The following is a 22309-nucleotide window of genomic DNA, read 5'->3' as shown; positions in this document are numbered from 1 at the left end:
CTACACTCGCGTATAATCGTCGGCAGCGTCAGATGTGTATAAGAGACAGGGTGGGGGCAACCGGTGCCGACGCCTACTCCAACGCGATCTCCCCCTTGATCTCATGCTCCAGCCCGATGCCCTCGATGGTCAGCACGACGCGGGCTTGGAGCGTCTCGTTGCCCTTCAGCTTGCCGGCCTCGATCGCTTCGCTCACGGCGCGCTCGATCTCGCGCTGCGAGGTGACGCCGACGACCTTCAGGTATTTCCGGATGCCCATGTTGAAGGTGTCGTGGTCCATGATGCTCCTCCCTCTCTGATCGCTCCCGAGAACAACCGTCGCGGCAACGCTTTGTCCCGCCCGATCAGTCGTCGTCCCCGATCAGTCGTCGTCATAGAGTCCGCGGGCGGCGTCGCGGTGGCAGGCTTCGCAGTTGGCCTTGGACAGCACGTCCTTGCGCAGCCAGACCTCCGGGCGGAATCCGTGCTCGCGCAGCCACCAGCGCTGCTCGGTGATCCGCAGGAGCGCGGGGTCGCCGCGCCCGGCGGCGTTGCCGGTCAGATAGGCGCGGATCTCCGCCGCCGGGCCGGGCGGCAGGCTGGCCTTCTCGCCGAAATGGTCGTCCAGCCCGTCCATGATCCGGGTCCAGCTTCCCGCCGGCAGCAGGCCGGGCTGGAAGGCCATGTGGCATTCCCCGCATTCCTTGCGGGTGGCGTCATTGGTCACCGGCGGAACGCGCTCGAACTCGTTGGCCGAAGCGGGGACGCCGGACAGCAGCAGAAGAACGGTTGCGGCGATGAGGCGGCGGGGCATGGCGGGGCTCCTCATTGGCCGGCCTTATTGACCGGCGAGATAGGTGATGAAGTCGCCCTTCTCCTGCGCCGTGCAGGCGCGGCCGAGGACGTTGGGGCAATCGCGGTCGAAGCGCTTCTCCACCTCCGCGGGGTCGGTGAAGCGCTTGGGGTTGGCGGAGACGGCCATCGGCTCGATCCCGCGCCCGGTCCGCTGGTGACGGCCCTGGGCGGTCGGGTCGGGGGTGTGGCAGGCGGCGCAGGCGTTGGTCTCCGGCTTGCCGCCACCGTGCGGGCCGAGATAGAGCGCCCGTCCCCGCTCGGCGGAGAAGCCGGCGAAGGCCGGCGATTGCGCTTTCGCCTGGGCGGCATAGCCGTCGAGGAGGGCGGTGCGCGCCGGGTTCGGGGCTGCGGCGATGGCCGCGCCCACGGCGAAGACGGCCAGCGTGGGCAGGACGAAGCGGATCATGGGGCGGTGACCTCGTGTCGGGTGTTGGAGCGGGCGCGCCAGCCGGCGACTTTCTTCAGGGCGAGCAGCGCGACGACCAGGGCGACATGGGCCAGGACGACGGGCAGGGAAAACTCGCCCAGCGCCTCGTGCAGCGTCTCGAAGGGGACGACAAAGTCGGCAACCGCTCCGCTGAGCGCGGCAGCGCCGACCACGGCCAGCAGCGCCAGCGCCATCCAGGCGAGCAGCGGGCTGCGTTGTCCCCAGGCCCGCGCCTCTCCCATGGCGGCGCGCCGCAGCCAGTCCAGCGTGGCGGCCGTAGATGGGCGGGGCAGGCGCAGCGGCCCCACCGGCATCAGCACCCCGGCCAGGAGCCGCACCGCCAGCGCGGCCAGCGCCGTGTAGCCGGCGAACTGGTGCATGGCGTAGGTGTTCTCGTCCCCCGTCAGGTAGGCGACGATGAAGGCGCCCGACAGCGCGGCGTGAAAGGCGAACAGGAACAGCAGCCGACCCGGCGTGCGGCGCGCCATGGGGGGACGGAGGTCAATCGGCGTCATGATCGCCCCCCGCGACGGCGGCGGCCAGCGACCCGGCGGTGCGGGCAACGCCCTCCCCGCCGGCAAGGGCCTGGAAGGCGAAGGCCGCCACGGCGACGACGAGCGTTGCGGCGGCGGTGTGGGTCAGCATCCTGCGGATCATCGGTGTAGTCTCCAGGGCGTCGCGTTCGTTGCGGTGGAGACTGCGCCGCCCACGCTGAACGGAGCCTGACCGGTTCATTCAGGTGCCGTTCAGGCGGCTTTGTGCTAACTGGATTCGTCTGTCCGCCTGCCGGTTCCGATCATGAACGCTGCCCGCGCCGTTCTGCTGTCCCTGGTCCTCCTCACCGCGACCCTGCCGGCGGCGGCGGATGACGACCGCGACCATGAGCGGGCGCGGGAGGCGTTCCGCTCGGGCCGGGCGCTGCCGCTGGAAGCCATCCTGGCCCGCGCGCAGGCCGATTTCCCTGGTGACATCCTGGACGTCGAGTTCGAGGATGAGGACGGGCAGATCGTCTACGAGATCAAGACCATCACCGCCGAAGGCCGCGTCCTGAAGCTGAAGTACGACGCCGCGACCGGCGACCTGCTGCGGGTGCGCGGGCGCAACGGGAAAGGCGAGGGCGGCCATCATGGGAAGAGGTGAACGCCATGCGCCTGCTCGTCGTCGAGGATGATCCGGCGCTCGCCCAGCAGCTCGCCGAGCGGCTGGAGGGCGAGGGCTACGCCGTGGATTGCGCCGCCGACGGCGAGGAGGGGCAGTTTCTCGGCGAGACCGAGCCCTATGACGCCATCGTGCTCGATCTCGGCCTGCCGCGGGTCGACGGGCTGACGGTGCTGCGCTCCTGGCGGGCAGGCGGGATCGCCACGCCGGTCATCATCCTGACCGCCCGCGGCGCCTGGACGGAGAAGGTCCAGGGCATCGACGCCGGGGCCGACGACTATCTGGCGAAGCCCTTCAGCATGGAGGAGCTTCTCGCCCGCATCCGTGCGCTGATCCGCCGCTCCAAGGGCCACGCCTCGGCGGAGATCGCCTGCGGCGGGGTGGTGCTGGACACCCGCTCAGGCCGGGTCACGCTGGATGGGCGGCCGGTGGACCTGACCGGGCACGAATTCCGCGTGCTCGATTACCTGATGCACCGCAAGGGGCAGCTGGTCTCGCGCACGGAGCTGACCGAGCACATCTACGCCCAGGATTTCGACCGCGATTCCAACACCATCGAGGTCTTCGTCGGCCGCCTGCGCCGCAAGCTGGGCGCCGACCTGATCAAGACCGTGCGCGGGCTCGGCTACAAGTTGGAGGCGCCGTGAGCGGGGGGGCGCGGCGGTTGACCGGGTCGCTGCGCTTCCGCCTGCTGGCCGGGGCGGCGGTGTGGATCGCGCTGGCCCTGGCGCTGGCCGGGCTGGTTCTGTCCGGCCTGTTCCGCGACCATGTGGCCCGCCGCTTCGAGGCGGAGCTGACCAACCATCTGGACCAGCTCGCCGCGCTGACCGAACTGGGGGCGGACGGCGTGCCGGTGCTGCGCCAGCCGCTCAGCGACCCGCGTTTCCGCCGGCCCCTCTCGGGGCTGTACTGGCAGGTCGGGCCGGGGGCCGCGCCGGTTCTCCGCTCCCGCTCGCTGTGGGACGAGGCGCTGGCCCTGCCGCCGGACGAGGTCGCCGACGGCGAGATCCACCGTCACAGCGTCGTCGGCCCCGCCGGGCGCCACCTGTCGGTGCTGGAGCGCGCGGTGACCTTTCCCAACGGGACGGCACCCCTGCGCATGGCGGTGGCGCAGGACGAGGCGGAGCTGCGGGCGGTGGTGGCGGATTTCAACCGGGTGCTCTGGCTGTCGCTGGGGGCGCTGGCGCTGGCGCTGATCGCCGCTGCGGTGGTCCAGGTGTCGGTGGGGCTGCGCCCGCTGGTGCGGCTGCGCGCCGAGCTGGCCGCGGTGCGGGCCGGGCGCCGGAAGCGCTTCGGCGGCGATTCCCCGCGCGAGGTGCAGCCGCTGCTCGACGACCTGAACGCCCTGCTCGACCATTCGGAGGAGGTGGTGGTTCGGGCGCGGCTCCAGGCCGGGAACCTCGCCCACGCGCTGAAGACGAACCTCGCCGTGCTGGCGAACGAGGCGGAGGGGGAGGCGGCCGCCCGGCGGGTGGCGGAGATGCGCCGCCACATCGACCATCACATGGCCCGCGCCCGCGCCGCCGCCGCCCGCGGCCTGCCCGGCGTCGCTACCCCGGTGGCCGACAGCGCCGGGGCGCTGGCGCGGGTGATGGAGAAACTCCAGGGCGGCAATGGACGGGTGATCGTCACCGTCCGCGTCCCGCGCGAGCATGTCTTCGCCGGAGAGCGCGAGGATCTCGACGAGATGCTGGGCAACCTGCTGGACAACGCCATGAAGTGGGCGGGGTCGCGGGTGGAGGTCGCGTCGCGGCTGGAGGCAGGCGGGATGCTGGCGGTGGTGGTCGAGGACGACGGGCCGGGCCTGCCCGCCGACCGGCGCGACGCGGTGCTGGCCCCCGGCGTGCGGCTGGACGAAAGCACACCGGGCAGCGGCCTCGGCCTCGCCGTCGTGCGCGACGTGGCGCGGCTCTACGGCGGCGACCTGCGGCTGGGCGATTCGTCGCTCGGCGGGTTGCGGGTGGAACTGGTTCTGCCGGCGGCGCCCTCCTGACCGGCGCAACATTACCGTCACATCTCCGCGCTGGCGGCGGACCGTCCCTTGTGGTCTGAATGGCGCCCCTTCGCGTGCTCCGGAGACGACGCATGACCCAGGCGGACAGCGCCAACACACCCGGTGTGGACACCGCCGGCCACGGGGTGAGCCTCGGCGAGGCCACGCGGGTCTGGGCGCGGATCGCGGCGCTGAGCTTCGGCGGGCCGGCCGGCCAGATCGCCATGATGCACCGCGTCGTGGTGGACGAGAAGAAGTGGATCGGGGAGGAGCGGTTCCTCCACGCCCTGAACTACTGCATGCTGCTGCCGGGGCCGGAGGCGCAGCAGCTGGCCGTCTACATTGGCTGGCTGATGCACCGGACGGTGGGCGGGCTGATCGCCGGCGTCCTGTTCGTCCTGCCCGGCGCGCTGGCCATCATGGCGCTCAGCCTGATCTACGCGACGCTGGGGCACACCGGGGCGGTGCAGGGGCTGTTTTTCGGGTTGAAGGCGGCGGTTCTCGCCGTGGTTCTGGAGGCGGTGGTCCGCGTCGGGCGGCGCACGCTGAAGAACGGGGCGATAGTCGCCCTGTCGGCGGCGGCCTTCCTGGCGATCTTTGCCTTCAACGTCCCGTTTCCCCTGATCATCCTGACCGCCGCGCTGATCGGGCTGGCCGGGGCGCGGCTGGGTGTCACCGCCTTCCGGCCGGCGCCGCACGGACCGGCTTCGTCCACGCATGGAAATAGCCTGCTGGGCGAGGGGACGCCGGACCACGCCCGCCCCTCCACCGCTTGGTCGCTGCGGGTCGGGGCGGTGTGCCTCGCCCTGTGGCTGGGGCCGGTGCTGGCGCTGCTGCTGACGCTTGGGCCGGACAACACGTTCACCGGCATCGCCGTCTTCTTCTCCAAGATGGCGGTGGTGACCTTCGGCGGCGCCTACGCCGTGCTGGCCTATGTGGCTCAGCAGGCGGTGGAGACCTACGGCTGGCTCCATCCCGGCGAGATGCTCGACGGGCTGGGCATGGCGGAGACGACGCCCGGGCCGCTGATCATGGTGGTGCAGTTCGTCGGCTTCCTCGGCGCGTTGCGCGATCCGGGAGGTCTGCCGCCGTTGCTGGCCGGGGTGCTGGGCGGGCTGCTGACCACCTGGGTGACCTTCGTGCCCTGCTTCCTGTGGATCTTCCTCGGCGCGCCCTACGTGGAGGCGCTGCGCGGCAACCGGATGCTCGGCGCGGCGCTGTCGGCGATCACCGCCGCGGTGGTCGGGGTGATCCTGAATCTGGCGCTGTGGTTCGCCCTGCACACCCTGTTCGCCCGCCTGGAACCGGTGTCCGTCGCCGGCATGAGGCTGGACTTGCCCGTTCTCGCCAGCGTCAACCTGCCGGCCCTGGCGCTGACCGTGGCGGCGGTGCTGGCGGTGTTCCGTTTCAAGGCGGGGATGCTGCCCACCCTGGGCGCTTGCGCGCTGGCCGGCGTGGCGCTGCGCATGGCGGGGGCGGCGTAGGGGAGCCGCGCCCGGACCGGCGCGGCCCCTGCGGGCGTCAGTTCATGTCCTGAACCTGGGCAATGCGTTCGGTGATCGTATCGAGGCGGCGGGACAGCTGGTCCTCGTCCTCCGGCGCGATCTGGCCCTTGCGTTGGGCAAGCCGCAGGGCCGCTTGCGCCTCCTCCAGGCAATCGAGCGTGTGACGCACGTAGTCGTGTTGGGCCATGCCCCCATCCTCCTCTGCCGTTCTGCAACCAAAGCGAAACAGACCGGTACGGACGGGGTTCCGTCTTCCGGCGGGGCCTATCCCGGTCGGACAGATCGGCTCAGAAATCCAGGTCGGCGTAATGGCGGGGCGGCGGGCAGCCGGGGATGCTGTCGGTGAGCAGGCCGCGGAAGCTGGGGCGCGACTTGATGCGGGCGTACCAGTCCTTGGCCTCCGGCACCTTGTCCCATGGCACGTTGTCCACGTAATCGACGCAGGACAGCGCCGCCGCCGCCGCGATGTCGGCCACCGTGAAGCTGGAACCGGCCAGCCAGGGGCGACGCTCCGACAGGAAGGCGATGTATTCCATATGGTACTGGATGTTCGCCAGCCCGGCCCGGATCGCCGGGGCGTAGGGGTGGCCCTGGCCGGACAGCCGCTTGATCAGCTTCTCGCCGACCAAGTTCTCGGTCACCTCGCGGTCGAAGGTGCGGGTGAACCAGTCGACGATCCGGCGCACCTCGGCGCGGGCCGCCACCTCCCGTGGCATCAGGGCCACATCGGGATAGGCCTCCTCCAGATACTCCAGAACGGGCAGCCCGCCGGCCACGACGGTTCCGTCCTCCTCCACCAGCACCGGCGGCTCGCCGGCGGGGTTCAGCATCAGGAAATCCTCGCGCCGTTCCCACGGCTTCTCGATGACCGTGTCGAAGGGAAGACCCTTCTCGGCCAGCATCACCCGCGCGACGCGGGACAAGGGATGGAGGGGGTGGTGATGGAGTGTCCGCATGCCGGGCCGGACTGTAGCGTATGGGGAGCGTGGAAAACAGTCTGCGCTTTGGCTTGTGACACCGCTCCTTCGGCTTATGGATTAACCGTGCCGAGGGGGTGTCAAAGGGCGGATTTGCGGTAGACCACCAGGGGTTCCGCATCCCCTCCGCTTTCGGCGGCGGGGACCGGGGTCCAGCCGTTGTGCTCGTAGAAGGCGCGGGCCGCCGCGTTGCGCGAGGCGCAGGCCAGTTCGGCGGAGCCGCGCAGCAGGGTCAGCGCCTCGCGCAGCAGCGCGCTGCCGATGCCCCGCCCGCGCCACAGCGGGTCGATGAAGAGGGTGTGGATGAAGCGGTCGCCGGCATCGACGGAGATGAAGCCGACGACCAGCCGGGTCGTCGCCCAGGCACCGGCTCCGGCACCGTCCAGTTCGGCCACCAGCACCTCTTCCCCGTCCACGCAGTCGTAATAGTCGTCCAGGCCGAAGCGGTCCTCGGGTTGCCAGGAAAAGGCGGCGCGGCGCCCGCGCAGGAAGATGTCGGCACAGCGCGGCCCGTCGGCCGCCGTGGCGAAGCGAATGTTGATGCGCAAGCCGTCCTCTGCCGGCATGACGCCCTCCCGTGTGGTTGCGGATGCCCCCAGGCGGTCCTAACAACCCATTCCGCACCAGATTATTCCAAGAACCGGCGCCGTGAAAAGGACGCCCGTGCAACGGCGGGCGTGAAAAACGGCGGCCCGGTTACCCCGGACCGCCGTTCGCGTATGCACAATCGACTTGGGATTTATTGCTTGGGTCTTACTCCGCCGAGATGGCCTTCGGCAGATGGACCGGGACTTCCAGGCGGTTCAGCATTTCCTTCGGAACGACTTGCCAGAACTTGGTCACCTCACGCGCCCAATCGTTGAGGATCTCGGCGGCGAAGCGGCTCTGCGTCTCCGTCACATGCTCCTCGATCAGGTGCTTGAGCTGGCTTTCGTAGTGGCCGACCTCGATGCGCTGGAAGATCACGCTCTCGTCGTTGATGTACAGCGGCAGGCTGTCGTCCAGGTCGTAAACGTAGGCCATGCCGCCCGTCATGCCGGCGGCGAAGTTGTCGCCAACGCGGCCGAGGATGACCGCCGTGCCGCCCGTCATGTACTCGCAGCCGTTGGAGCCGCAGCCCTCGACCACCACGGTGGCGCCGGAGTTGCGGACGGCGAACCGCTCGCCGGCCTGGCCCGCGGCGAACAGCTTGCCCGCCGTCGCGCCGTAGAGGACCGTGTTGCCGATGATCGTGTTCTTGTTGGTCTCCAGCGGGCTGGAGGTCGTCGGACGGACGACGATGGTGCCGCCCGACAGGCCCTTGCCGACATAGTCGTTGGCGTCGCCCATCACCTCCAGCTTGATGCCCTGCACCGCGAAGGCGCCGAGCGACTGGCCGGCGGTGCCGCGCAGGCGGATGGTGATGTGGCCGGGCTGCAGCCCGAACATGCCGAACTTGCGCGTCACCATCGAGGACAGCCGCGTGCCGATGGCGCGCTGCGTGTTGCGGGCGTTGTAGGCGAGCTGCATCTTCTCGCCCTCCTCGAACAGCGGGCGGGCGTCGGCGACGATGCGGGCGTCCAGCGTGTCCGGCACCTCGTTGCGGCCCTGCAGGGTGCAGTAGCGGGCGTTCTCGCCGGGATCGACCTGGGCCAGCAGCGGGTTCAGGTCGAGGTCGTCGAGATGCTCCGCACCACGGCTGACCTGATGCAGCAGGTCGGTGCGGCCGATCACCTCGTTCAGCGAGCGGAAGCCGAGGCCGGCCAGGATCTCGCGCACTTCCTCGGCGAGGAAGGTGAAGAGGTTGACGACCTTCTCCGGCGTGCCGACGAACTTCTGGCGCAGTTTGTCGTCCTGCACGCAGACGCCGACCGGGCAGGTGTTGCTGTGGCACTGGCGGACCATGATGCAGCCCATGGCGATCAGGCTGGCCGTGCCGATGCCGAACTCCTCCGCGCCCAGCATGGCGGCGATCACGATGTCGCGGCCGGTCTTCAGGCCGCCGTCGGTGCGCAGCCGCACGCGGTGGCGCAGGCGGTTCAGCGTCAGGACCTGATGCACCTCCGACAGGCCCATCTCCCAGGGCAGGCCGGCGAACTTGATCGAGGTCTGCGGGGAAGCGCCCGTGCCGCCGCTGTTGCCGGAGATCAGGATGATGTCGGCGTTGGCCTTCGCCACGCCCGCGGCAATCGTTCCGATACCGGAACGGCTGACCAGCTTCACCGTCACTTTCGCATCCGGATTGATCTGCTTCAGGTCATAGATGAGCTGGGCGAGATCCTCGATCGAGTAGATGTCGTGGTGCGGCGGCGGGCTGATGAGCATCACGCCCGGCGTCGAGTGACGCAGCCGCGCGATCATCTCGGTCACCTTGAAGCCGGGGAGCTGGCCGCCCTCGCCGGGCTTGGCGCCCTGGGCGACCTTGATCTCCAGCTCGCGGCACTGGTTCAGGTACTCGGCGGTGACGCCGAAGCGGCCCGAGGCCACCTGCTTGATGGCGCTGTTCCAGTTGTCGCCGTTCTTGTCCGGGCGGAAGCGCGCCGGGTCCTCGCCGCCCTCGCCGCTGTCGGACTTGGCGCCGATGCGGTTCATGGCGACGTTCAGCGTGCCGTGCGCCTCGGGCGACAGGGCGCCCATGGACATGCCCGGCGTGATGAAGCGCTTGCGGATCGCGGTGATGCTCTCCACCTCGTCCACCGGCACCGGGGCCTTGGTGGAGCGCAGCTCCAGCAGGTCGCGGAGCTGCATCGGCGGACGCTTGTTCACCTGCTCGCTGTACTTCTTGAAGGTGGTGTAGCTGTCGTTGGTCACCGCCTGCTGCAGCGTGTGGATCACGCCGCCTTCCCAGCCGTGGCGGTCGCCCGACTTGCGGAAGCGGTAGAAGCCGCCGACCGGCAGGGCCACGACCTCCTCGTTGTAGGCGGTGGCGTGCTGCTCCAGCACCTTCTTCTGGATGCCGTTCAGGCCGATGCCGGAGATGCGGCTGACCATCGCCGGGAAATGCTCGGCGACCAGAGCGCGCGACAGGCCGATGGCCTCGAAGTTGCCGCCGCCGCGGTAGCTGCTGATGACCGAGATGCCCATCTTGGACATGATCTTCAGCAGGCCGTCGTCGATGGCCTTCTTGTAGTTGGCCATGCCCTTTTCCAGCGGCATGGAGCCGAACAGGCCGCGGCGGTGGCGCTCGGCGATGGCCTCCTGCGCGAGGTAGGCGTTGACCGTGGTGGCGCCGACGCCGATCAGCACGGCGAAGTAGTGGGTGTCCAGCCCCTCCGCCGTGCGCACGTTCAGCGAGGTGAAGGTGCGCAGGTTGGAGCGGATCAGGTGCGTGTGCACGGCGCCCGTGGCGAGGATCGCCGGGATGGCGGCGCGCGCCGGGCCCATCGCCTCGTCGGTCAGGATGACGTGGGTGGCGCCGCCGCGAACGGCGTCCTCCGCCTCCTGGCGGATGCGGCGCAGCGCGTCGCGCAGGGCATCAGGGCCGCCATCCACCGGGAAGGTCGCGTCGATCTCGGCCGCCGTGTCGCCCATGTAGTCGCGCATGGCGCGGAACTCGGCGGTCGTCAGGACCGGCGATTCGAGCTGCAGCAGGCGGGTCTGCGTCTCGTCCTCGTCCAGGATATTGCCGAGGTTGCCGAGCCGCGTCTTCAGGCTCATCACCCGGCGCTCACGGAGCGAGTCGATGGGTGGGTTGGTGACCTGCGAGAAGTTCTGGCGGAAGAAGTGGTGCAGACCGCGGTACTTGTCGGACAGCACGGCGATGGGGCTGTCGTCGCCCATCGAGCCGATGGCCTCCTTCCCGTCCTCCACCATCGGGTGCAGGATCAGCTCCATGTCTTCCATGGTCAGGCCGAAGGCCTGCTGGCGGCGGCGCAGCTCGGCCTTGTCCATGTCCGACGGCTCGCCCTTCAGCGAGGCGGTCTTCACCAGCTCGTCCAGATGGGTGGTGTTCTGCACCCACTTGTCCCACGGCTTCAGCGTGGCGAGATGGTCCTTCAGCTCGCGGTCGCGGTAGAGCTTGCCGGACTGGAGGTCGACGGCGATCATCTCGCCCGGGCCGAGGCGGCCCTTCTCGATGACCTGGGCCTCGTCGATCTTCACCATGCCCGTCTCGGACCCGCCGATGATCAGGCCGTCGGTGGTGATCGTGTAGCGCATCGGGCGCAGGCCGTTGCGGTCCATGCCGCCGACGACCCAGCGGCCGTCGGTCATGGCCAGCGCGGCCGGGCCGTCCCACGGCTCCATGACGGAGTTGCAGTACTGGATCAGCGCCTTGTGGTTGTCCGGCGTGGTCTGCGAGCTGGTCAGCGCCTGCGGCACGAGCATCATCTTGACCATCGGGGCCGTGCGGCCGGCGCGGACCATCACCTCGAACACGGTGTCGAGCGAGCCGGAGTCCGACAGGCCGACGCCGATCACCGGCTTCAGGTCCTGCATGTGGGTGCCGAAGGCCGGATGCTCCATCCGGGTCTCGTGCGCCTTCATCCAGTTGACGTTGCCCTTGACCGTGTTGATCTCGCCGTTGTGGGCGAGCATCCGGAAGGGCTGGGCCAGCGGCCAGGTCGGGAAGGTGTTGGTCGAATAGCGCTGGTGGTAGATGGCGAAGTCGGACTCGAAACGCTCGTCCAGCAGGTCCGGATAGAAGGTGGTCAGCTGCTCCGCCAGGAACATGCCCTTGTAGATGATCGAGCGGGCCGACAGCGAGCAGATGTAGAAGTCGTTGATCTGCTCACCCTTCACCGCCTTCTCGATGCGGCGGCGGATGATGTAGAGGTCCAGCTCGAACTGCTCGTCGGACACGCCCTTGTTGTTGCCGACGATGATCTGCTCGATCTCCGGACGGGTCGCGTTGGCCTTCTCGCCGATGATGTCGACGTTGATCGGCACCTGGCGCCAGCCGTAGATGTAGTAGCCGAAGGCGAGGATCTCGGTCTCGACGATGCAGCGGCAGGCTTCCTGCGCGTCCAGGCTGATACGCGGCAGGAAGACCTGGCCGACGGCCAGCTTGTTGTCCGGCGCGCGGTGGCCGATGACCTTCACATGGTCCTTGAAGAACTTCTGAGGCACGGCGACGTGGATGCCGGCACCGTCGCCCGTCTTGCCGTCGGCGTCCACGGCGCCGCGGTGCCAGACGGCCTTCAGCGCCTCGATGCCTTTCTCGACCACCGAGCGGCGGGGCTTGCCGTCGATCGCGGCGATGAAGCCGACGCCGCAGGCGTCGTGCTCATCCTCCGGGTTGTAGGCGTTGGCAGTGGTCAGCGCCGCGGCGTTGGCGCGGAAGTCGGCGACGAACTGCTCACCCTGGTTCAACTCGGTGGTCATCGGTGGACCCTTTCAGTCAGTCTGTTTTGACGGGGGCAGTCTGTTCGAAAGGGGGACTTCGCCCCTTCACCCCCGCCAGGGGCCGAAATGGACCCCTGGAACCCGCGGAATTATGGATTGTTGCGGCTTTTATTCCGCCGCGACAGCGACCGGCGTCTCGGCCTTCGCCCTGGCGTAGGCGTGGATGCCCTCCGCCGCGTCGCGGCCATCGCGGATGGCCCACACCACCAGCGAGGCGCCGCGCACGATGTCGCCGGCGGCGAACACGCCCTCCAGGTTGGTCATCTTGCTGCGGTGGTCGACCAGCAGCGTGCCCCAGCGCGTGACCTTCAGCTCCGTCTCGCCGAACAGGGCGGGCAGATCCTCCGGCTCGAAGCCGAGCGCCTTGATGACCAGATCGGCCTGGACGGTGAACTCCGACCCCTCGATCACCTGCGGGGTCTGGCGGCCGGTGGCGTCGGCCACGCCCAGATGGATGCGCACGGCGCGCACGCCGGTCACCACCGTGTCGCCGGTGAAGCCTTCGGGGGCGGCCTGCCAGATGAACTCCACGCCCTCTTCCTCGGCGTGGGCGACCTCGCGTTGCGAGCCCGGCATGTTCTTGCGGTCGCGGCGGTACAGACACTTGACGGACGTGGCGCCCTGGCGGATCGCCGTGCGCACGCAGTCCATGGCGGTGTCGCCGCCGCCCAGAACCACCACATGCTTGCCCGCGGCGTTCAGGGAGCCGTTCTCGTACGCCTCCACGTTGTCGCCCAGGCTGACCTTGTTGGAGGTGGTCAGATAGTCCAGCGCCGCCACGATGTTGCCAAGGCCCGAGCCCGGCGCCTTGATGTCGCGCGCCTTGTAGACGCCGGTGGCGACCAGCACGGCGACGTGCTTGCGGCGCAGCTCCGGCAGGGAGGCGTCGCGGCCCACCTCGAAGTTCGGGTGGTAGATCACCCCGGCGTCGGCCAGCAGCTGCACGCGGCGCTCGACCACCGACTTCTCCAGCTTGAAGCCGGGGATGCCGTAGACCAGCAGGCCGCCCATGCGGTCGTAGCGGTCGTAGACGTGCACCTCGTAGCCCTTGGCGCGCAGCTCCTCGGCGGCGGCGAGGCCGGCGGGTCCGGCGCCGATGATGCCGACCGAGACGCCCAGTTCGCGCGACGGCGTGCGCGGCTTCACCCAGCCCTGATCCCAGGCGGTGTCGTTGATGTACTTCTCGACCGATCCGATGGTGACGGCGCCGTGGGTGGACTGCTCGATGACGCAGTTGCCCTCGCACAGGCGGTCCTGCGGGCAAATGCGGCCGCAGATCTCCGGGAAGTTGTTGGTGGCCTGGGAGACCTCGTACGCCTCCTCCAGTCGGCCTTCGGAGGTCAGCTTCAGCCAGTCGGGGATGTTGTTGGAGACCGGGCAGTGCACCTGGCAAAAGGGAACGCCGCACTGCGAGCAGCGGTTGGCCTGCTCGTTGGCGCGCTCGTCGCTGAAGCGGGCGTAGATCTCGGCGAAATCCTGGCGGCGCTCCGCGGCCGGGCGTTTGTCGGGCATCCGCTGCGCGGTGTGCACGAAGCCCAACATCCTCTGGTTCGCCATAACGCCTGCTCCTTCTTCCCGTGTCCCGTGCATGGGGACGGCGCCGGCGGCCGGGCGGCCCTTTTCCATGCCGGTGGAGCATGCCAAGGGGCGTGGCCGCAGTGAAAACGAAAGCCCGCGGTCACGCGGTCTGAACGTCATATACCGCAAGAGAAGGCGCCGTGCGAGCATATTTTCGTCGTTAGGACAGCATGACTGACCAAACCGTGACTCGATGTCGCGGACGCCTCCGGGAACGGCCGGAGTGCCTGAAAAACAAGCAAGAAAATTAGGTCCGATCCGGGACTATACCCCAATTCGGGGTATCGCCCCATGGGTCGTCGCCTTCGCCATGTTGCACTGCTATAAGCCGGACATTGCCCCCCGCAATCTTGTCAGAGGCCCCGCGCCGCATGTTGATCGACCAATATCTGGACGCCGCTCTGCTCGGCCTGATCGAAGGGCTGACCGAATTTCTGCCGGTCTCGTCCACCGGCCACCTGATCATTTTCGACACACTGTTGGGCTTCGAAGGCCCGCCGGGCAAGGTGTTCGAGGTGGTGATCCAGCTCGGTGCGATCCTGGCGATCTGCACGGTCTATTTCGCCCGGCTGTGGAAGGTGGTCACCGGATTGAAGGACGATCCGGGCGCCCGCCACTTCGCGATGGCGGTGATCCTGGCCTTCCTGCCGGCGATGGTGCTGGGGGCGGCGCTGCACGGCGTCATCAAGGCGGTGCTGTTCAACCCGACGGTAGTCAGCATCGCGCTGATCCTGGGCGGCGTGGCGATCCTGATGGCGGAGCGGCTGGTGCCGGTCCCGCGCTACCACCAGATCGAACGCTTTCCGGCGCCGCTCGCTTTGAAGATCGGACTGTGCCAGTGCCTGGCGCTGGTGCCGGGCGTGTCGCGCTCGGGCGCGACGATCCTCGGCTCGCTGCTGATGGGGGTGGACCGGCGGACCGCCGCGGAATTCTCCTTCTTCCTGGCGATCCCGACCATGGCCGGCGCCACGGTCTACGACCTCTACAAGAACTGGAGCCTGATGACCGTCGACTCCGCTCTGCTGATCGGGGTCGGATTCGTTACCGCCTTCATCGCGGCGGCGCTGGTGGTCAAGGTGCTGGTGGACTTCGTCGGGCGCTACGGCTTCGCGCCCTTCGCCTGGTACCGCATCGCCATCGGGTCGGGGATGCTGGCGTTCCTCTATCTGTAATGAGCCGGTTTCCCGCGCGCCTCAGCCCTGTTGGGCGACGGCGCGCGAGGAGGCCGCGGCGATGACCAGCGCCAGCGCGGCGACCAGGGCGAAGGAAAAGCCCACCGTGCTGGCCTCCGCCACGAAGCCGAGCAGGGCCGGGCCAGTCAGCACGCCGGCGTAGCCGAGGGTCGCCACCGCGGCGATGGCCTGGCCGGCTTCCCCCTCCGCCTTGGCGCCGGCGGCGCTGAACAGCACCGGCACCACGTTCGACAGGCCGAGCCCGGTCAGCCCGAACCCGGCGACCGCCACCACCGGCCCGCCGCCGGTCAGCGCGACGGCCAGCCCGGCGAAGGCCAGCACGGCGCCCGCCCGGACCAGCACCGGCCCGCCGAAACGCTGGCGCAGCCGGTCGCCGCAGAAGCGGCCCACCGCCATGGCGCCGGAAAAGACGGCGAAGCCCAGCGCCGCGATCGACGCCGCACCCCCCAGATCCTCGCGCAGATAGACGGCGCTCCAGTCCAGGATCGCACCCTCGCTCATGAAGGCCAGGAAGGTCAGCGCGCCCAGCAGCAGCGTGCCGCGGTCGGGCAGGGCGAGGCCCGTCGGCTCCGCCTGCTGATCGGCGCTTCCGGGCAGGAAGCGGCGGTGCAGCGCGAAGAACAGGGCGAGCAGCGCCGCCGCGAGGATGGAGGCCTGGACCGGCGGCGGCAGGACTTGCAGCAGCAGACCGCCCACCCCGGCGCCGAACAGGCCGCCCAGGCTCCACATGCCGTGCAGCGAGGACATGATCGGCCGTCCGAGATGACGCTCCACCAAGGCGCCGTGGGCGTTCATCGCCACGTCCATGGTGCCGCCCGCCGCCCCGAACAGAAACAGCACCGCGCACAGCGACAACAGGTCCGGCATCAGCGCCGGCAGCGGCAGGATCAGGGCGAAGGCCACGGCGGTGACCCGGATTACCGGTGCGCTGCCGACGCGGCCGAGCAGCGGACCGGTGCCGACCATGGCGGTCAGCGCCCCGGCGGCGAGGCAGAGAAGGGCGACGCCGAGCACGCCGGGGCTGAGGTCCAGGTGATCCTTGATCGCCGGGATCTGGGTGGCCCAGACGCCGAACACCGACCCGTTGACAAAGAAGGCCGCCAGGGAGGCCAGCCGGGCGCCCGGGGCGCGGTCGGCGAATTCCCGTATGGTGAAATCCTGCGTTGCCGCCTGCATGACTCCCCACGCTCCTTCCGTCGCCCCGATGAAGGGGCCAGATGCGGCAGGACGGAGCGGGAATCAAGGCCGCGCGCCGCAGGGCACCCTTGCACGGCTCTTTCGTACGGGATGGCAGGCCCCCAAAACGGCGAAAGCCCCGGCGGCGGGCCGGGGCTTTCGTTTCGCTGGGGCGGAACCGAGGACTCAGTGCGCGCCGGAATGGTTGCCGGCGTCGCGCGGCATCGTGTTGGAGCGGCCGCCGACGATGAAGCGCGACAGGTAGGTCGGCAGGATCACCTCGCAGCTCGACAGGTTGGTGATGCCCAGGTCCTTGAAGCCCGGCGCGCCGGCGGCGGCGACGTTGTCGGTCCGCAGCATCTCCACCTGATCGCGGGTCAGCGGAGGGGCGACGATCGGCGGCACCTTCTCCAGCAGGCCGCCCAGCGTCTCCGCGATGTTCCAGGGAACCGGCACGAGGAAGCGCTTGCGGCGGATCTCCCGCAGCATGAGCTGCATCAGCTCCTTGAAGCTGTAGACGCGTGGGCCGCCCAACTCGAAGGTCCGGCCAACCGCCGAGTCCAGGGTCGCGGCGGCGGCGATGGCGTCGGCCAGATCGCCGACATAGACCGGCTGGAACTTCGTCGACCCGCCGATCAGCGGCAGCGCCGGGGAGACCTGCGCCATGGCGGCGAACTTGTTGAAGAAGCCGTCCTCCGGCCCGAAGACGATGCTCGGGCGGACGATGGTGGCGCCGGGGAAGGCCTGCGCCACCGCCTGCTCGCCCGCCGCCTTGGACTTGGCGTAGGCCGAGGCCGACTTGGCGTCGGCGCCGATGGCCGAGACATGGACCAGACGGCGCACGCCGCTGGCCTTGGCGATGCGGGCGATGCGCGCCGGGGCGTCGACATGCACGGTCTGGAAATTCCAGGCCCCGCGCTCGTACAGCGTGCCGATCAGGTTGATGACGGTGTCCGCGCCCTGGATGGCCCGCGCGACGGACTGGTCGTCCTTCACGTCGGCGGCCATCGGCACGATCTGCCCGACCGAGCCGGCGGTCTTCAGGAAGTTGGCCTTGTTCGGGTGGCGCGACACCACGCGCACGATGGCGCCGGTCTTGGCGAGGCGGCGAATGAGATGGCGGCCGACGAATCCCGAACCGCCGAACACCGTGACCACTTCAGAGCGATAGGACATCGACCTTCTCCCGTGCCGTTGGGCCCGCAAATTCTTCCCGACCGGGCCGCCCGCCAGCGGGGCAGGGCGACCGGATCGGGGGTTGCTTATATAGAAACCTCCTGGAAGAGGCTAGGGCCTGACGCGCCGCCCGCGGCCCATTTCGCGCCCGGCCGGGCTTTCGGCGCGAAAGTGAAAAAAGCTGTTGACGGGCCTCCGCCAGCCGGCTACATAAGCGGCCCACACCGAGCCCAGGTGGCGGAATTGGTAGACGCGCAGGTTTCAGGTACCTGTGGCAGAAATGTCGTGGAAGTTCGAGTCTTCTCCTGGGCACCATATCTACCCGGCTGCGCCGCATGCTACGGACCTCCCCCAGCGGGACGGAAAAGTGGCAGAGCGGCGTTCGTCGTTTCTGGGGTCCGTGGCCGGGGGCCGTCCTATTGAGCGGGAAGCCACCCAATGCCCATCGACCTCCATGACGGCGACCTGCCGGACGGTCTCGACCTGAAGTCCTTCGCCCGCGGCGGCGCCGTCGCCATCGACACCGAGACCATGGGGCTGAACCCCCACCGCGACCGGCTGTGCCTGGTCCAGCTTTCCCCCGGCGACGGCACGGTGCATCTGGTTCAGTTCCGCAAGGGCCAGTACGATGCGCCCAATCTGAAGCGTCTGCTCACCGACCCCGAGGTCATCAAGCTGTTTCACTTCGCCCGCTTCGACGTGGCGGTGATGCGGGCCTATCTCGGCGTGGCCTGCCAGCCGGTCTACTGCACCAAGGTCGCGTCCAAGCTGGTCCGCACCTTCACCGACAAGCACGGGCTGAAGGATCTGGTGAAGGACCTGCTGGGTGTGGAGCTGTCCAAGCAGCAGCAGTCCTCCGACTGGGGTGCGGCGGAGCTGACGCCGGAGCAGATGAAATACGCCGCCTCCGACGTGCTGCACCTGCACGACCTGAAGGAGAAGCTGGACGTGATGCTGGCGCGCGAGGGGCGGACGCATCTCGCCAAGGCCTGTTTCGACTTCCTGCCGGCCCGCGGGGAACTGGACCTCGGCGGCTGGGAGCAGCCGGATATTCTGGCGCATTGAGGGTGGTCGCATTGACGCCCGGCGCCGGGACAGGAGCCTCGGTGGAATAGGTCAAGCCCTCCGGACGTTGATTTGACCGGACGCGCGCGGGTGGGCATACTGCCCGCGCGGCGGCTGGCCCGTTGTCGCGGATACGCGTGTCGCCAGTCGGAGTACTCATTTTCGGCCCCATGGGCCAACCAGAAGAGGCAAGCACCGCCTTGACGAGCCTGACCGCAACCAGCTTGGCACCCAGCCTGATCGATCGCCCAGCCGACGCCGCGGCCGACCGCGACATCGCGAGCGCCCGGCGCGTCCTGCGGATGGAAGCCGACGCCCTGGCCGCGCTGGCGGACGGGCTGGACGGCGCCTTCGTGCGCGCTCTGGACCGGCTGGCCGGAATCGCGGGGCGCGTCGTCGTCTCCGGCATGGGCAAGTCCGGCCATGTGGCGCGCAAGATCGCCGCGACGCTGGCCTCGACCGGGACGCCGGCCTTCTTCGTCCATCCGGGCGAGGCGAGCCACGGCGACCTCGGCATGATCGCCCGGCAGGACGCGGTCATCGCCCTGTCCAACTCCGGCGAGACGCACGAGCTGTCGGACATCGTCGCCTACACCCGCCGCTTCGACATCCCGCTGATCGGCATCACCCGGCGCGCCGGCTCCTCCCTGGCCGAGCAGTCGGACGTGGCGCTGGTGTTGCCGCCGGCCCCGGAGGCCTGCCCGCTGGGTCTGGCCCCGACCACGTCGAGCACGATGATGCTGGCGCTGGGCGACGCCCTGGCGGTGGCGCTGCTGGAGCGGCGCGGCTTCACGGCGGCGGATTTCAAGCAGTTCCACCCCGGCGGCCAGCTCGGCCGGGCGCTGCTGAAGGTGACCGATGTGATGCACAAGGGCGAGGATATGCCCCTGTGCGCCTTGGATACGCCGCTTTCCACCGTCATATTCGAGATGACGGCCAAGCGGTTGGGCTGCGTCGGCGTGGTGGACGCCACGGGCGCGCTGGCCGGGGTCATCACGGACGGCGACCTCCGCCGCCACCTGACCCCGGAGCTGTGGGCGGAGCGCGCCGACAGCATCATGTCGCCGCGGCCCAAGACGATCCGCCCCAAGGCGCTGGTCGAGGAGGCGTTGCGGGAAATGAACGCGAAGCAGATCACCAGCCTGTTCGTGGTGGAGGCGGACCGGCCGCTCGGTGTTGTGCACATTCACGATTGCCTGCGCGCCGGGGCGGCGTGACGGGCAGCCGGAGGACGGTTGACGCCATGGACAGCGACCTGAAGGATCGGACGGTGAACATGGAGGATCGGCGCGCCGATGCGCCTTCCCTCGCCGCACGGCTCATGGCTATGCCGGAGTCGATGCCCGACAGCGAGGCGGCCAAGCGCATCCACCGGCGCCGGGAAATCCGCCCGGTCAGCCGGGTCTACAGCCGCTTCGTCACCGGGATGAAGTTCGCGCTTCCGGCGCTGGCTCTGGCGGTGATGGCGCTGATCGCCGTGTGGCCGTCGCTGACCGAACTGCCGACCCTGCGCATTTCCGCCGACAAGGGCCAGCTTGAGATGATCAAGCCGCGCTACATCGCGGTGGACGAGGACAACCAGCCCTTCTCGCTGGTGGCGGCCAAGGCCGACCGCATCGCCGACCAGCCGGACATCGTCCTGCTGGACCAGCCGGAGGCGGAGATGACCCAGACCGACGGCACATGGGTGACCATCCGCTCCGACAAGGGCTGGTACAATCAGGTCACCGGCATCCTGAAGATGCGGGGCCATGTCCGCGTCATGCGTGACGACGGCAACGAATTCACCACCGAGGAAGCGGACTCCGACATCCGCAAGGGCACCGCCTGGGGCGATGTCCATGTCGTGGGCCAGGGGCCGCAGGGCGTGATCAACGCCGAAGGCTTCCGCCTGTCCGACCGTGGCAAGACGATGGTGTTCCTGAACCAGTCCAAGGCCGACGTCCAGGCCGCCGAAAGCCCGGGAGGAAAGACGCGTTGAGTGCAGCCACCCTTGCGGCCCCGCTGATGGCCGCGTTCCTTCTGCTGTCGGGGGCCGCCGTCCCGGCGGCGGCCCAGGGGCTGCCCGGCCTCGGCGGTGGCCCCAACCCGGTCGAGGTCAACGCCGATCAGGCCATCGAATGGCATCAGGACGTGCGCGCCTATGTGGCGCGTGGCAACGCCTCGGCCAAGCGCAGCGACAGCACCGTCTACGCCGACGTGCTGACCGCCTACTACCGGGAGGTGCCCGGCAAGGGGAACGAGGTGTTCCAGCTTCTCGCCGAAGGCAACGTGCGCATCGTCAGCCCGACCCAGGAGGTCTTCGGCGAACGGGGCGTCTACGACGTGGACAAGCAGGTGGCGGTGGTCACCGGGCGCAACCTGAAGCTGGTCACCCGCACCGACATCGTGACGGCGCGCGACACGCTGGAATATTACGAGGCCAAGAACCTGACGGTGGCCCGCGGCGACGCCGTGGCCGTGCGCATCGCCAACGGCGACCGGCTGCGCGCCGATATCCTGATCGGCCAGCTCAAGAAGATGCCGGACGGCTCGACCCAGATGGAGCGCATCGACGGCGCGGGCAGCGTGGTGGTGACCACCGCGACCGACGTGGCGCTGTCCGACAAGCTGGTCTATTCGGTGGCCGATGAGACGGCGGTGCTGCTGGGCAACGTCAAGATCACCCGCAACGACAACCAGCTCAATGGCGACGCCGCCGAGATGAACATGAAGACCAGGGTCAACCGGGTGATCGCCGGCCCCGCCACCGGCGGGCGGGTGATGGGCCTTCTGATCCCCGGCCAGGAATCGGGGGCGCCGGCTGGCCGGCCCACCGCCCAGGCGGGCGGCAAGCCCGCCGCGCAAACGGGCGGTACGCCCGCCGCGAAGCCCTGACGACCCGGCAGCGAATCAATGGCCATGGACATCGAAGACCGGAACCTCGGCGGTCCGACCCTTTCCGCCCCGAACGCGTCGGGTCACCCGGCGGACCATCCCGCCACCGACGTGCGCCCGACCGAAGGGCTGGTGGCCCTGCATCTGGGCAAGGCCTACAAGAAGCGCCCGGTCGTCCGCGACGTGACCGTGACGGTCCAGCGCGGCGAGGCGGTCGGCCTGCTCGGCCCCAACGGGGCGGGCAAGACGACCTGCTTCTACATGATCACCGGGCTGATCGCCGCCGACTCCGGCACCATCCTGCTCGACGGGCAGGACATCACGGCGCTGCCCATGTACCGCCGGGCGCGGCTGGGCATCGGCTATCTGCCGCAGGAGGCGTCGATCTTCCGCGGCATGTCGGTGGAGAACAACATCCGCTCCGTGCTGGAGGTGGTGGAGCCCAACCGCGACACGCGCGAGCAGATGCTGGACGAACTGCTGGCGGAGTTCTCGATCACCCACCTGCGCCGCGCCCCGGCACTGGCGCTGTCGGGCGGCGAGCGGCGGCGCGTCGAGATCGCCCGCGCGCTGGCCTCCCAGCCGCATTTCATCCTGCTCGACGAGCCGCTGGCCGGCATCGACCCGATCGCGGTGAACGACATCCGCGAGCTGGTCAGCCACCTGCGCGACCGCGGCATCGGCGTGCTCATCACCGACCACAACGTGCGTGAAACGCTCGACCTCGTCGATCGGGCATACATCTTGCACGATGGTGTGGTACTAATGGAGGGAGAGCCGGCCGAGATCGTGGCGCACGAGGACGTGCGCCGGGTCTACCTCGGGGACCGGTTCAGCCTCTAGTGCGGTTTCCCTGCCCATGGCGCTCAGCCAACGCCTCGATCTTCGTCAGACCCAGTCCCTGGTGATGACTCCGCAGTTGCAGCAGGCCATCAAGCTGCTGCAGCTGTCGAACATCGAACTGTCGGACTTCGTGGACCGCGAGATCTGTCTCTTATACACATCTGACGCTGCCGACGATTATACGC

Annotated in this window: 22 protein-coding genes, 1 tRNA gene and 1 pseudogene; 12 read left to right on the top strand and 12 right to left on the bottom strand. The window is 69.2% G+C overall.

Going from position 1 to position 22309, the window contains the following annotated elements:
• Positions 1 to 73 precede the first annotated feature (73 nt).
• From Q4I23_RS15970 to Q4I23_RS15950, 5 genes are all read right to left on the bottom strand, one after another.
• The gene (locus Q4I23_RS15970) at positions 74 to 280 is read right to left on the bottom strand and encodes a DUF6494 family protein (RefSeq protein WP_035677918.1); all 207 of its coding nucleotides are present in this window, start codon (positions 278 to 280) and stop codon (positions 74 to 76) included.
• An 81-nt stretch (positions 281 to 361) separates the two neighbouring features.
• On the bottom strand, positions 362 to 793 hold the full coding sequence (locus Q4I23_RS15965; protein ID WP_498526852.1) for a diheme cytochrome c: 432 nt from the start codon (positions 791 to 793) through the stop codon (positions 362 to 364).
• A gap of 24 nt (positions 794 to 817) precedes the next feature.
• Positions 818 to 1240, bottom strand: a complete 423-nt coding sequence (locus Q4I23_RS15960; RefSeq protein ID WP_059399382.1) for a DUF1924 domain-containing protein — start codon at positions 1238 to 1240, stop codon at positions 818 to 820.
• Entirely contained in the window at positions 1237 to 1776 is a 540-nt protein-coding gene (locus Q4I23_RS15955; protein ID WP_498526851.1) for a hypothetical protein, read from the bottom strand. The genes Q4I23_RS15960 and Q4I23_RS15955 overlap by 4 nt, the downstream gene beginning before the upstream one ends.
• Positions 1763 to 1918, bottom strand: a complete 156-nt coding sequence (locus tag Q4I23_RS15950) for a hypothetical protein (RefSeq protein WP_454017276.1) — start codon at positions 1916 to 1918, stop codon at positions 1763 to 1765. The genes Q4I23_RS15955 and Q4I23_RS15950 overlap by 14 nt, the downstream gene beginning before the upstream one ends.
• Positions 1919 to 2059: 141 nt before the next feature.
• Between Q4I23_RS15950 and Q4I23_RS15945 the strand changes: the two genes are divergently transcribed.
• The 4 genes from Q4I23_RS15945 (at position 2060) to chrA (ending at position 5896) form a co-directional block, all read left to right on the top strand.
• Positions 2060 to 2401 (top strand): PepSY domain-containing protein, encoded by a 342-nt coding sequence (locus Q4I23_RS15945; RefSeq protein ID WP_498526850.1) that lies wholly within the window; start codon positions 2060 to 2062, stop codon positions 2399 to 2401.
• Positions 2402 to 2406: 5 nt separating this feature from the next.
• Positions 2407 to 3066, top strand: a complete 660-nt coding sequence (locus tag Q4I23_RS15940; RefSeq protein ID WP_498526849.1) for a response regulator — start codon at positions 2407 to 2409, stop codon at positions 3064 to 3066.
• The gene (locus Q4I23_RS15935; protein WP_498526848.1) at positions 3063 to 4412 is read left to right on the top strand and encodes a sensor histidine kinase; all 1350 of its coding nucleotides are present in this window, start codon (positions 3063 to 3065) and stop codon (positions 4410 to 4412) included. The genes Q4I23_RS15940 and Q4I23_RS15935 overlap by 4 nt, the downstream gene beginning before the upstream one ends.
• Positions 4413 to 4504: 92 nt before the next feature.
• Positions 4505 to 5896 carry a chromate efflux transporter gene (gene chrA / locus Q4I23_RS15930; protein ID WP_498526847.1) on the top strand — a complete coding sequence of 464 codons (1392 nt, stop codon included), beginning with the start codon at positions 4505 to 4507 and terminating at the stop codon, positions 5894 to 5896.
• 37 nt (positions 5897 to 5933) lie between these two features.
• Here chrA and Q4I23_RS15925 read toward each other — a convergent pair whose 3' ends face one another.
• The 5 genes from Q4I23_RS15925 to Q4I23_RS15905 form a co-directional block, all read right to left on the bottom strand.
• The gene (locus Q4I23_RS15925; protein WP_237905404.1) at positions 5934 to 6104 is read right to left on the bottom strand and encodes a hypothetical protein; all 171 of its coding nucleotides are present in this window, start codon (positions 6102 to 6104) and stop codon (positions 5934 to 5936) included.
• Positions 6105 to 6204: 100 nt separating this feature from the next.
• Complete coding sequence (locus tag Q4I23_RS15920) at positions 6205 to 6873, bottom strand: glutathione S-transferase family protein (RefSeq protein WP_014198042.1); 669 nt, start codon at positions 6871 to 6873, stop codon at positions 6205 to 6207.
• Positions 6874 to 6974: 101 nt separating this feature from the next.
• A complete protein-coding gene (locus Q4I23_RS15915) occupies positions 6975 to 7460 on the bottom strand; it encodes a GNAT family N-acetyltransferase (protein WP_498526846.1) in 486 nt (161 codons plus the stop codon).
• A gap of 187 nt (positions 7461 to 7647) precedes the next feature.
• On the bottom strand, positions 7648 to 12195 hold the full coding sequence (gltB, locus tag Q4I23_RS15910) for a glutamate synthase large subunit (RefSeq protein WP_454017268.1): 4548 nt from the start codon (positions 12193 to 12195) through the stop codon (positions 7648 to 7650).
• Positions 12196 to 12324: 129 nt separating this feature from the next.
• Positions 12325 to 13773: an NAD(P)-dependent oxidoreductase gene (locus tag Q4I23_RS15905; RefSeq protein WP_498526845.1), complete on the bottom strand. Its 1449-nt coding sequence runs from the start codon at positions 13771 to 13773 to the stop codon at positions 12325 to 12327.
• Between the two features lie 392 nt (positions 13774 to 14165).
• Here Q4I23_RS15905 and Q4I23_RS15900 point away from each other — a divergent pair, with 392 nt between their 5' ends.
• On the top strand, positions 14166 to 14966 hold the full coding sequence (locus tag Q4I23_RS15900; protein WP_498526844.1) for an undecaprenyl-diphosphate phosphatase: 801 nt from the start codon (positions 14166 to 14168) through the stop codon (positions 14964 to 14966).
• 21 nt (positions 14967 to 14987) lie between these two features.
• Here Q4I23_RS15900 and Q4I23_RS15895 read toward each other — a convergent pair whose 3' ends face one another.
• Both Q4I23_RS15895 and Q4I23_RS15890 read right to left on the bottom strand, forming a co-directional pair.
• Positions 14988 to 16163 (bottom strand): MFS transporter, encoded by a 1176-nt coding sequence (locus Q4I23_RS15895; protein WP_498526843.1) that lies wholly within the window; start codon positions 16161 to 16163, stop codon positions 14988 to 14990.
• Positions 16164 to 16349: 186 nt separating this feature from the next.
• The gene (locus Q4I23_RS15890; protein WP_498526842.1) at positions 16350 to 17339 is read right to left on the bottom strand and encodes a complex I NDUFA9 subunit family protein; all 990 of its coding nucleotides are present in this window, start codon (positions 17337 to 17339) and stop codon (positions 16350 to 16352) included.
• Between the two features lie 228 nt (positions 17340 to 17567).
• Here Q4I23_RS15890 and Q4I23_RS15885 point away from each other — a divergent pair.
• From Q4I23_RS15885 to Q4I23_RS15855, 7 genes and pseudogenes are all read left to right on the top strand, one after another.
• Positions 17568 to 17654, top strand: a tRNA-Leu gene (locus tag Q4I23_RS15885).
• Between the two features lie 123 nt (positions 17655 to 17777).
• Complete coding sequence (locus tag Q4I23_RS15880) at positions 17778 to 18404, top strand: ribonuclease D (RefSeq protein ID WP_454017263.1); 627 nt, start codon at positions 17778 to 17780, stop codon at positions 18402 to 18404.
• Positions 18405 to 18604: 200 nt separating this feature from the next.
• Positions 18605 to 19621: a KpsF/GutQ family sugar-phosphate isomerase gene (locus Q4I23_RS15875; RefSeq protein ID WP_454017262.1), complete on the top strand. Its 1017-nt coding sequence runs from the start codon at positions 18605 to 18607 to the stop codon at positions 19619 to 19621.
• 26 nt (positions 19622 to 19647) lie between these two features.
• Complete coding sequence (lptC, locus tag Q4I23_RS15870) at positions 19648 to 20385, top strand: LPS export ABC transporter periplasmic protein LptC (RefSeq protein WP_498526841.1); 738 nt, start codon at positions 19648 to 19650, stop codon at positions 20383 to 20385.
• Positions 20382 to 21281 carry an LptA/OstA family protein gene (locus Q4I23_RS15865; RefSeq protein WP_498526840.1) on the top strand — a complete coding sequence of 300 codons (900 nt, stop codon included), beginning with the start codon at positions 20382 to 20384 and terminating at the stop codon, positions 21279 to 21281. The genes lptC and Q4I23_RS15865 overlap by 4 nt, the downstream gene beginning before the upstream one ends.
• Positions 21282 to 21299: 18 nt before the next feature.
• On the top strand, positions 21300 to 22124 hold the full coding sequence (gene lptB, locus Q4I23_RS15860; RefSeq protein WP_014198052.1) for an LPS export ABC transporter ATP-binding protein: 825 nt from the start codon (positions 21300 to 21302) through the stop codon (positions 22122 to 22124).
• A 16-nt stretch (positions 22125 to 22140) separates the two neighbouring features.
• A pseudogene (locus Q4I23_RS15855) lies at positions 22141 to 22309 on the top strand (RNA polymerase factor sigma-54); the annotation flags it as partial.

The organism is Azospirillum sp. UFLA03-27, from assembly GCF_059803775.1.
The sequence above is the reverse complement of the archived record's forward strand: the minus strand, read 5'-3'. Positions and strand labels throughout refer to the sequence as shown.

Excerpts from the sequence above, each read along its gene's own strand:
- Q4I23_RS15970 (WP_035677918.1), bottom strand. The coding sequence starts at position 280 with ATGGACCACGACACCTTCAACATGGGCATCCGGAAATACCTGAAGGTC.
- Q4I23_RS15965 (WP_498526852.1), bottom strand. The coding sequence starts at position 793 with ATGCCCCGCCGCCTCATCGCCGCAACCGTTCTTCTGCTGCTGTCCGGC.
- Q4I23_RS15960 (WP_059399382.1), bottom strand. The coding sequence starts at position 1,240 with ATGATCCGCTTCGTCCTGCCCACGCTGGCCGTCTTCGCCGTGGGCGCG.
- Q4I23_RS15955 (WP_498526851.1), bottom strand. The coding sequence starts at position 1,776 with ATGACGCCGATTGACCTCCGTCCCCCCATGGCGCGCCGCACGCCGGGT.
- Q4I23_RS15950 (WP_454017276.1), bottom strand. The coding sequence starts at position 1,918 with ATGATCCGCAGGATGCTGACCCACACCGCCGCCGCAACGCTCGTCGTC.
- Q4I23_RS15945 (WP_498526850.1), top strand. The coding sequence starts at position 2,060 with ATGAACGCTGCCCGCGCCGTTCTGCTGTCCCTGGTCCTCCTCACCGCG.
- Q4I23_RS15940 (WP_498526849.1), top strand. The coding sequence starts at position 2,407 with ATGCGCCTGCTCGTCGTCGAGGATGATCCGGCGCTCGCCCAGCAGCTC.
- chrA (WP_498526847.1), top strand. The coding sequence starts at position 4,505 with ATGACCCAGGCGGACAGCGCCAACACACCCGGTGTGGACACCGCCGGC.
- Q4I23_RS15925 (WP_237905404.1), bottom strand. The coding sequence starts at position 6,104 with ATGGCCCAACACGACTACGTGCGTCACACGCTCGATTGCCTGGAGGAG.
- Q4I23_RS15920 (WP_014198042.1), bottom strand. The coding sequence starts at position 6,873 with ATGCGGACACTCCATCACCACCCCCTCCATCCCTTGTCCCGCGTCGCG.
- Q4I23_RS15915 (WP_498526846.1), bottom strand. The coding sequence starts at position 7,460 with ATGCCGGCAGAGGACGGCTTGCGCATCAACATTCGCTTCGCCACGGCG.
- gltB (WP_454017268.1), bottom strand. The coding sequence starts at position 12,195 with ATGACCACCGAGTTGAACCAGGGTGAGCAGTTCGTCGCCGACTTCCGC.
- Q4I23_RS15905 (WP_498526845.1), bottom strand. The coding sequence starts at position 13,773 with ATGGCGAACCAGAGGATGTTGGGCTTCGTGCACACCGCGCAGCGGATG.
- Q4I23_RS15900 (WP_498526844.1), top strand. The coding sequence starts at position 14,166 with ATGTTGATCGACCAATATCTGGACGCCGCTCTGCTCGGCCTGATCGAA.
- Q4I23_RS15895 (WP_498526843.1), bottom strand. The coding sequence starts at position 16,163 with ATGCAGGCGGCAACGCAGGATTTCACCATACGGGAATTCGCCGACCGC.
- Q4I23_RS15890 (WP_498526842.1), bottom strand. The coding sequence starts at position 17,339 with ATGTCCTATCGCTCTGAAGTGGTCACGGTGTTCGGCGGTTCGGGATTC.
- Q4I23_RS15880 (WP_454017263.1), top strand. The coding sequence starts at position 17,778 with ATGCCCATCGACCTCCATGACGGCGACCTGCCGGACGGTCTCGACCTG.
- lptC (WP_498526841.1), top strand. The coding sequence starts at position 19,648 with ATGGACAGCGACCTGAAGGATCGGACGGTGAACATGGAGGATCGGCGC.
- lptB (WP_014198052.1), top strand. The coding sequence starts at position 21,300 with ATGGCCATGGACATCGAAGACCGGAACCTCGGCGGTCCGACCCTTTCC.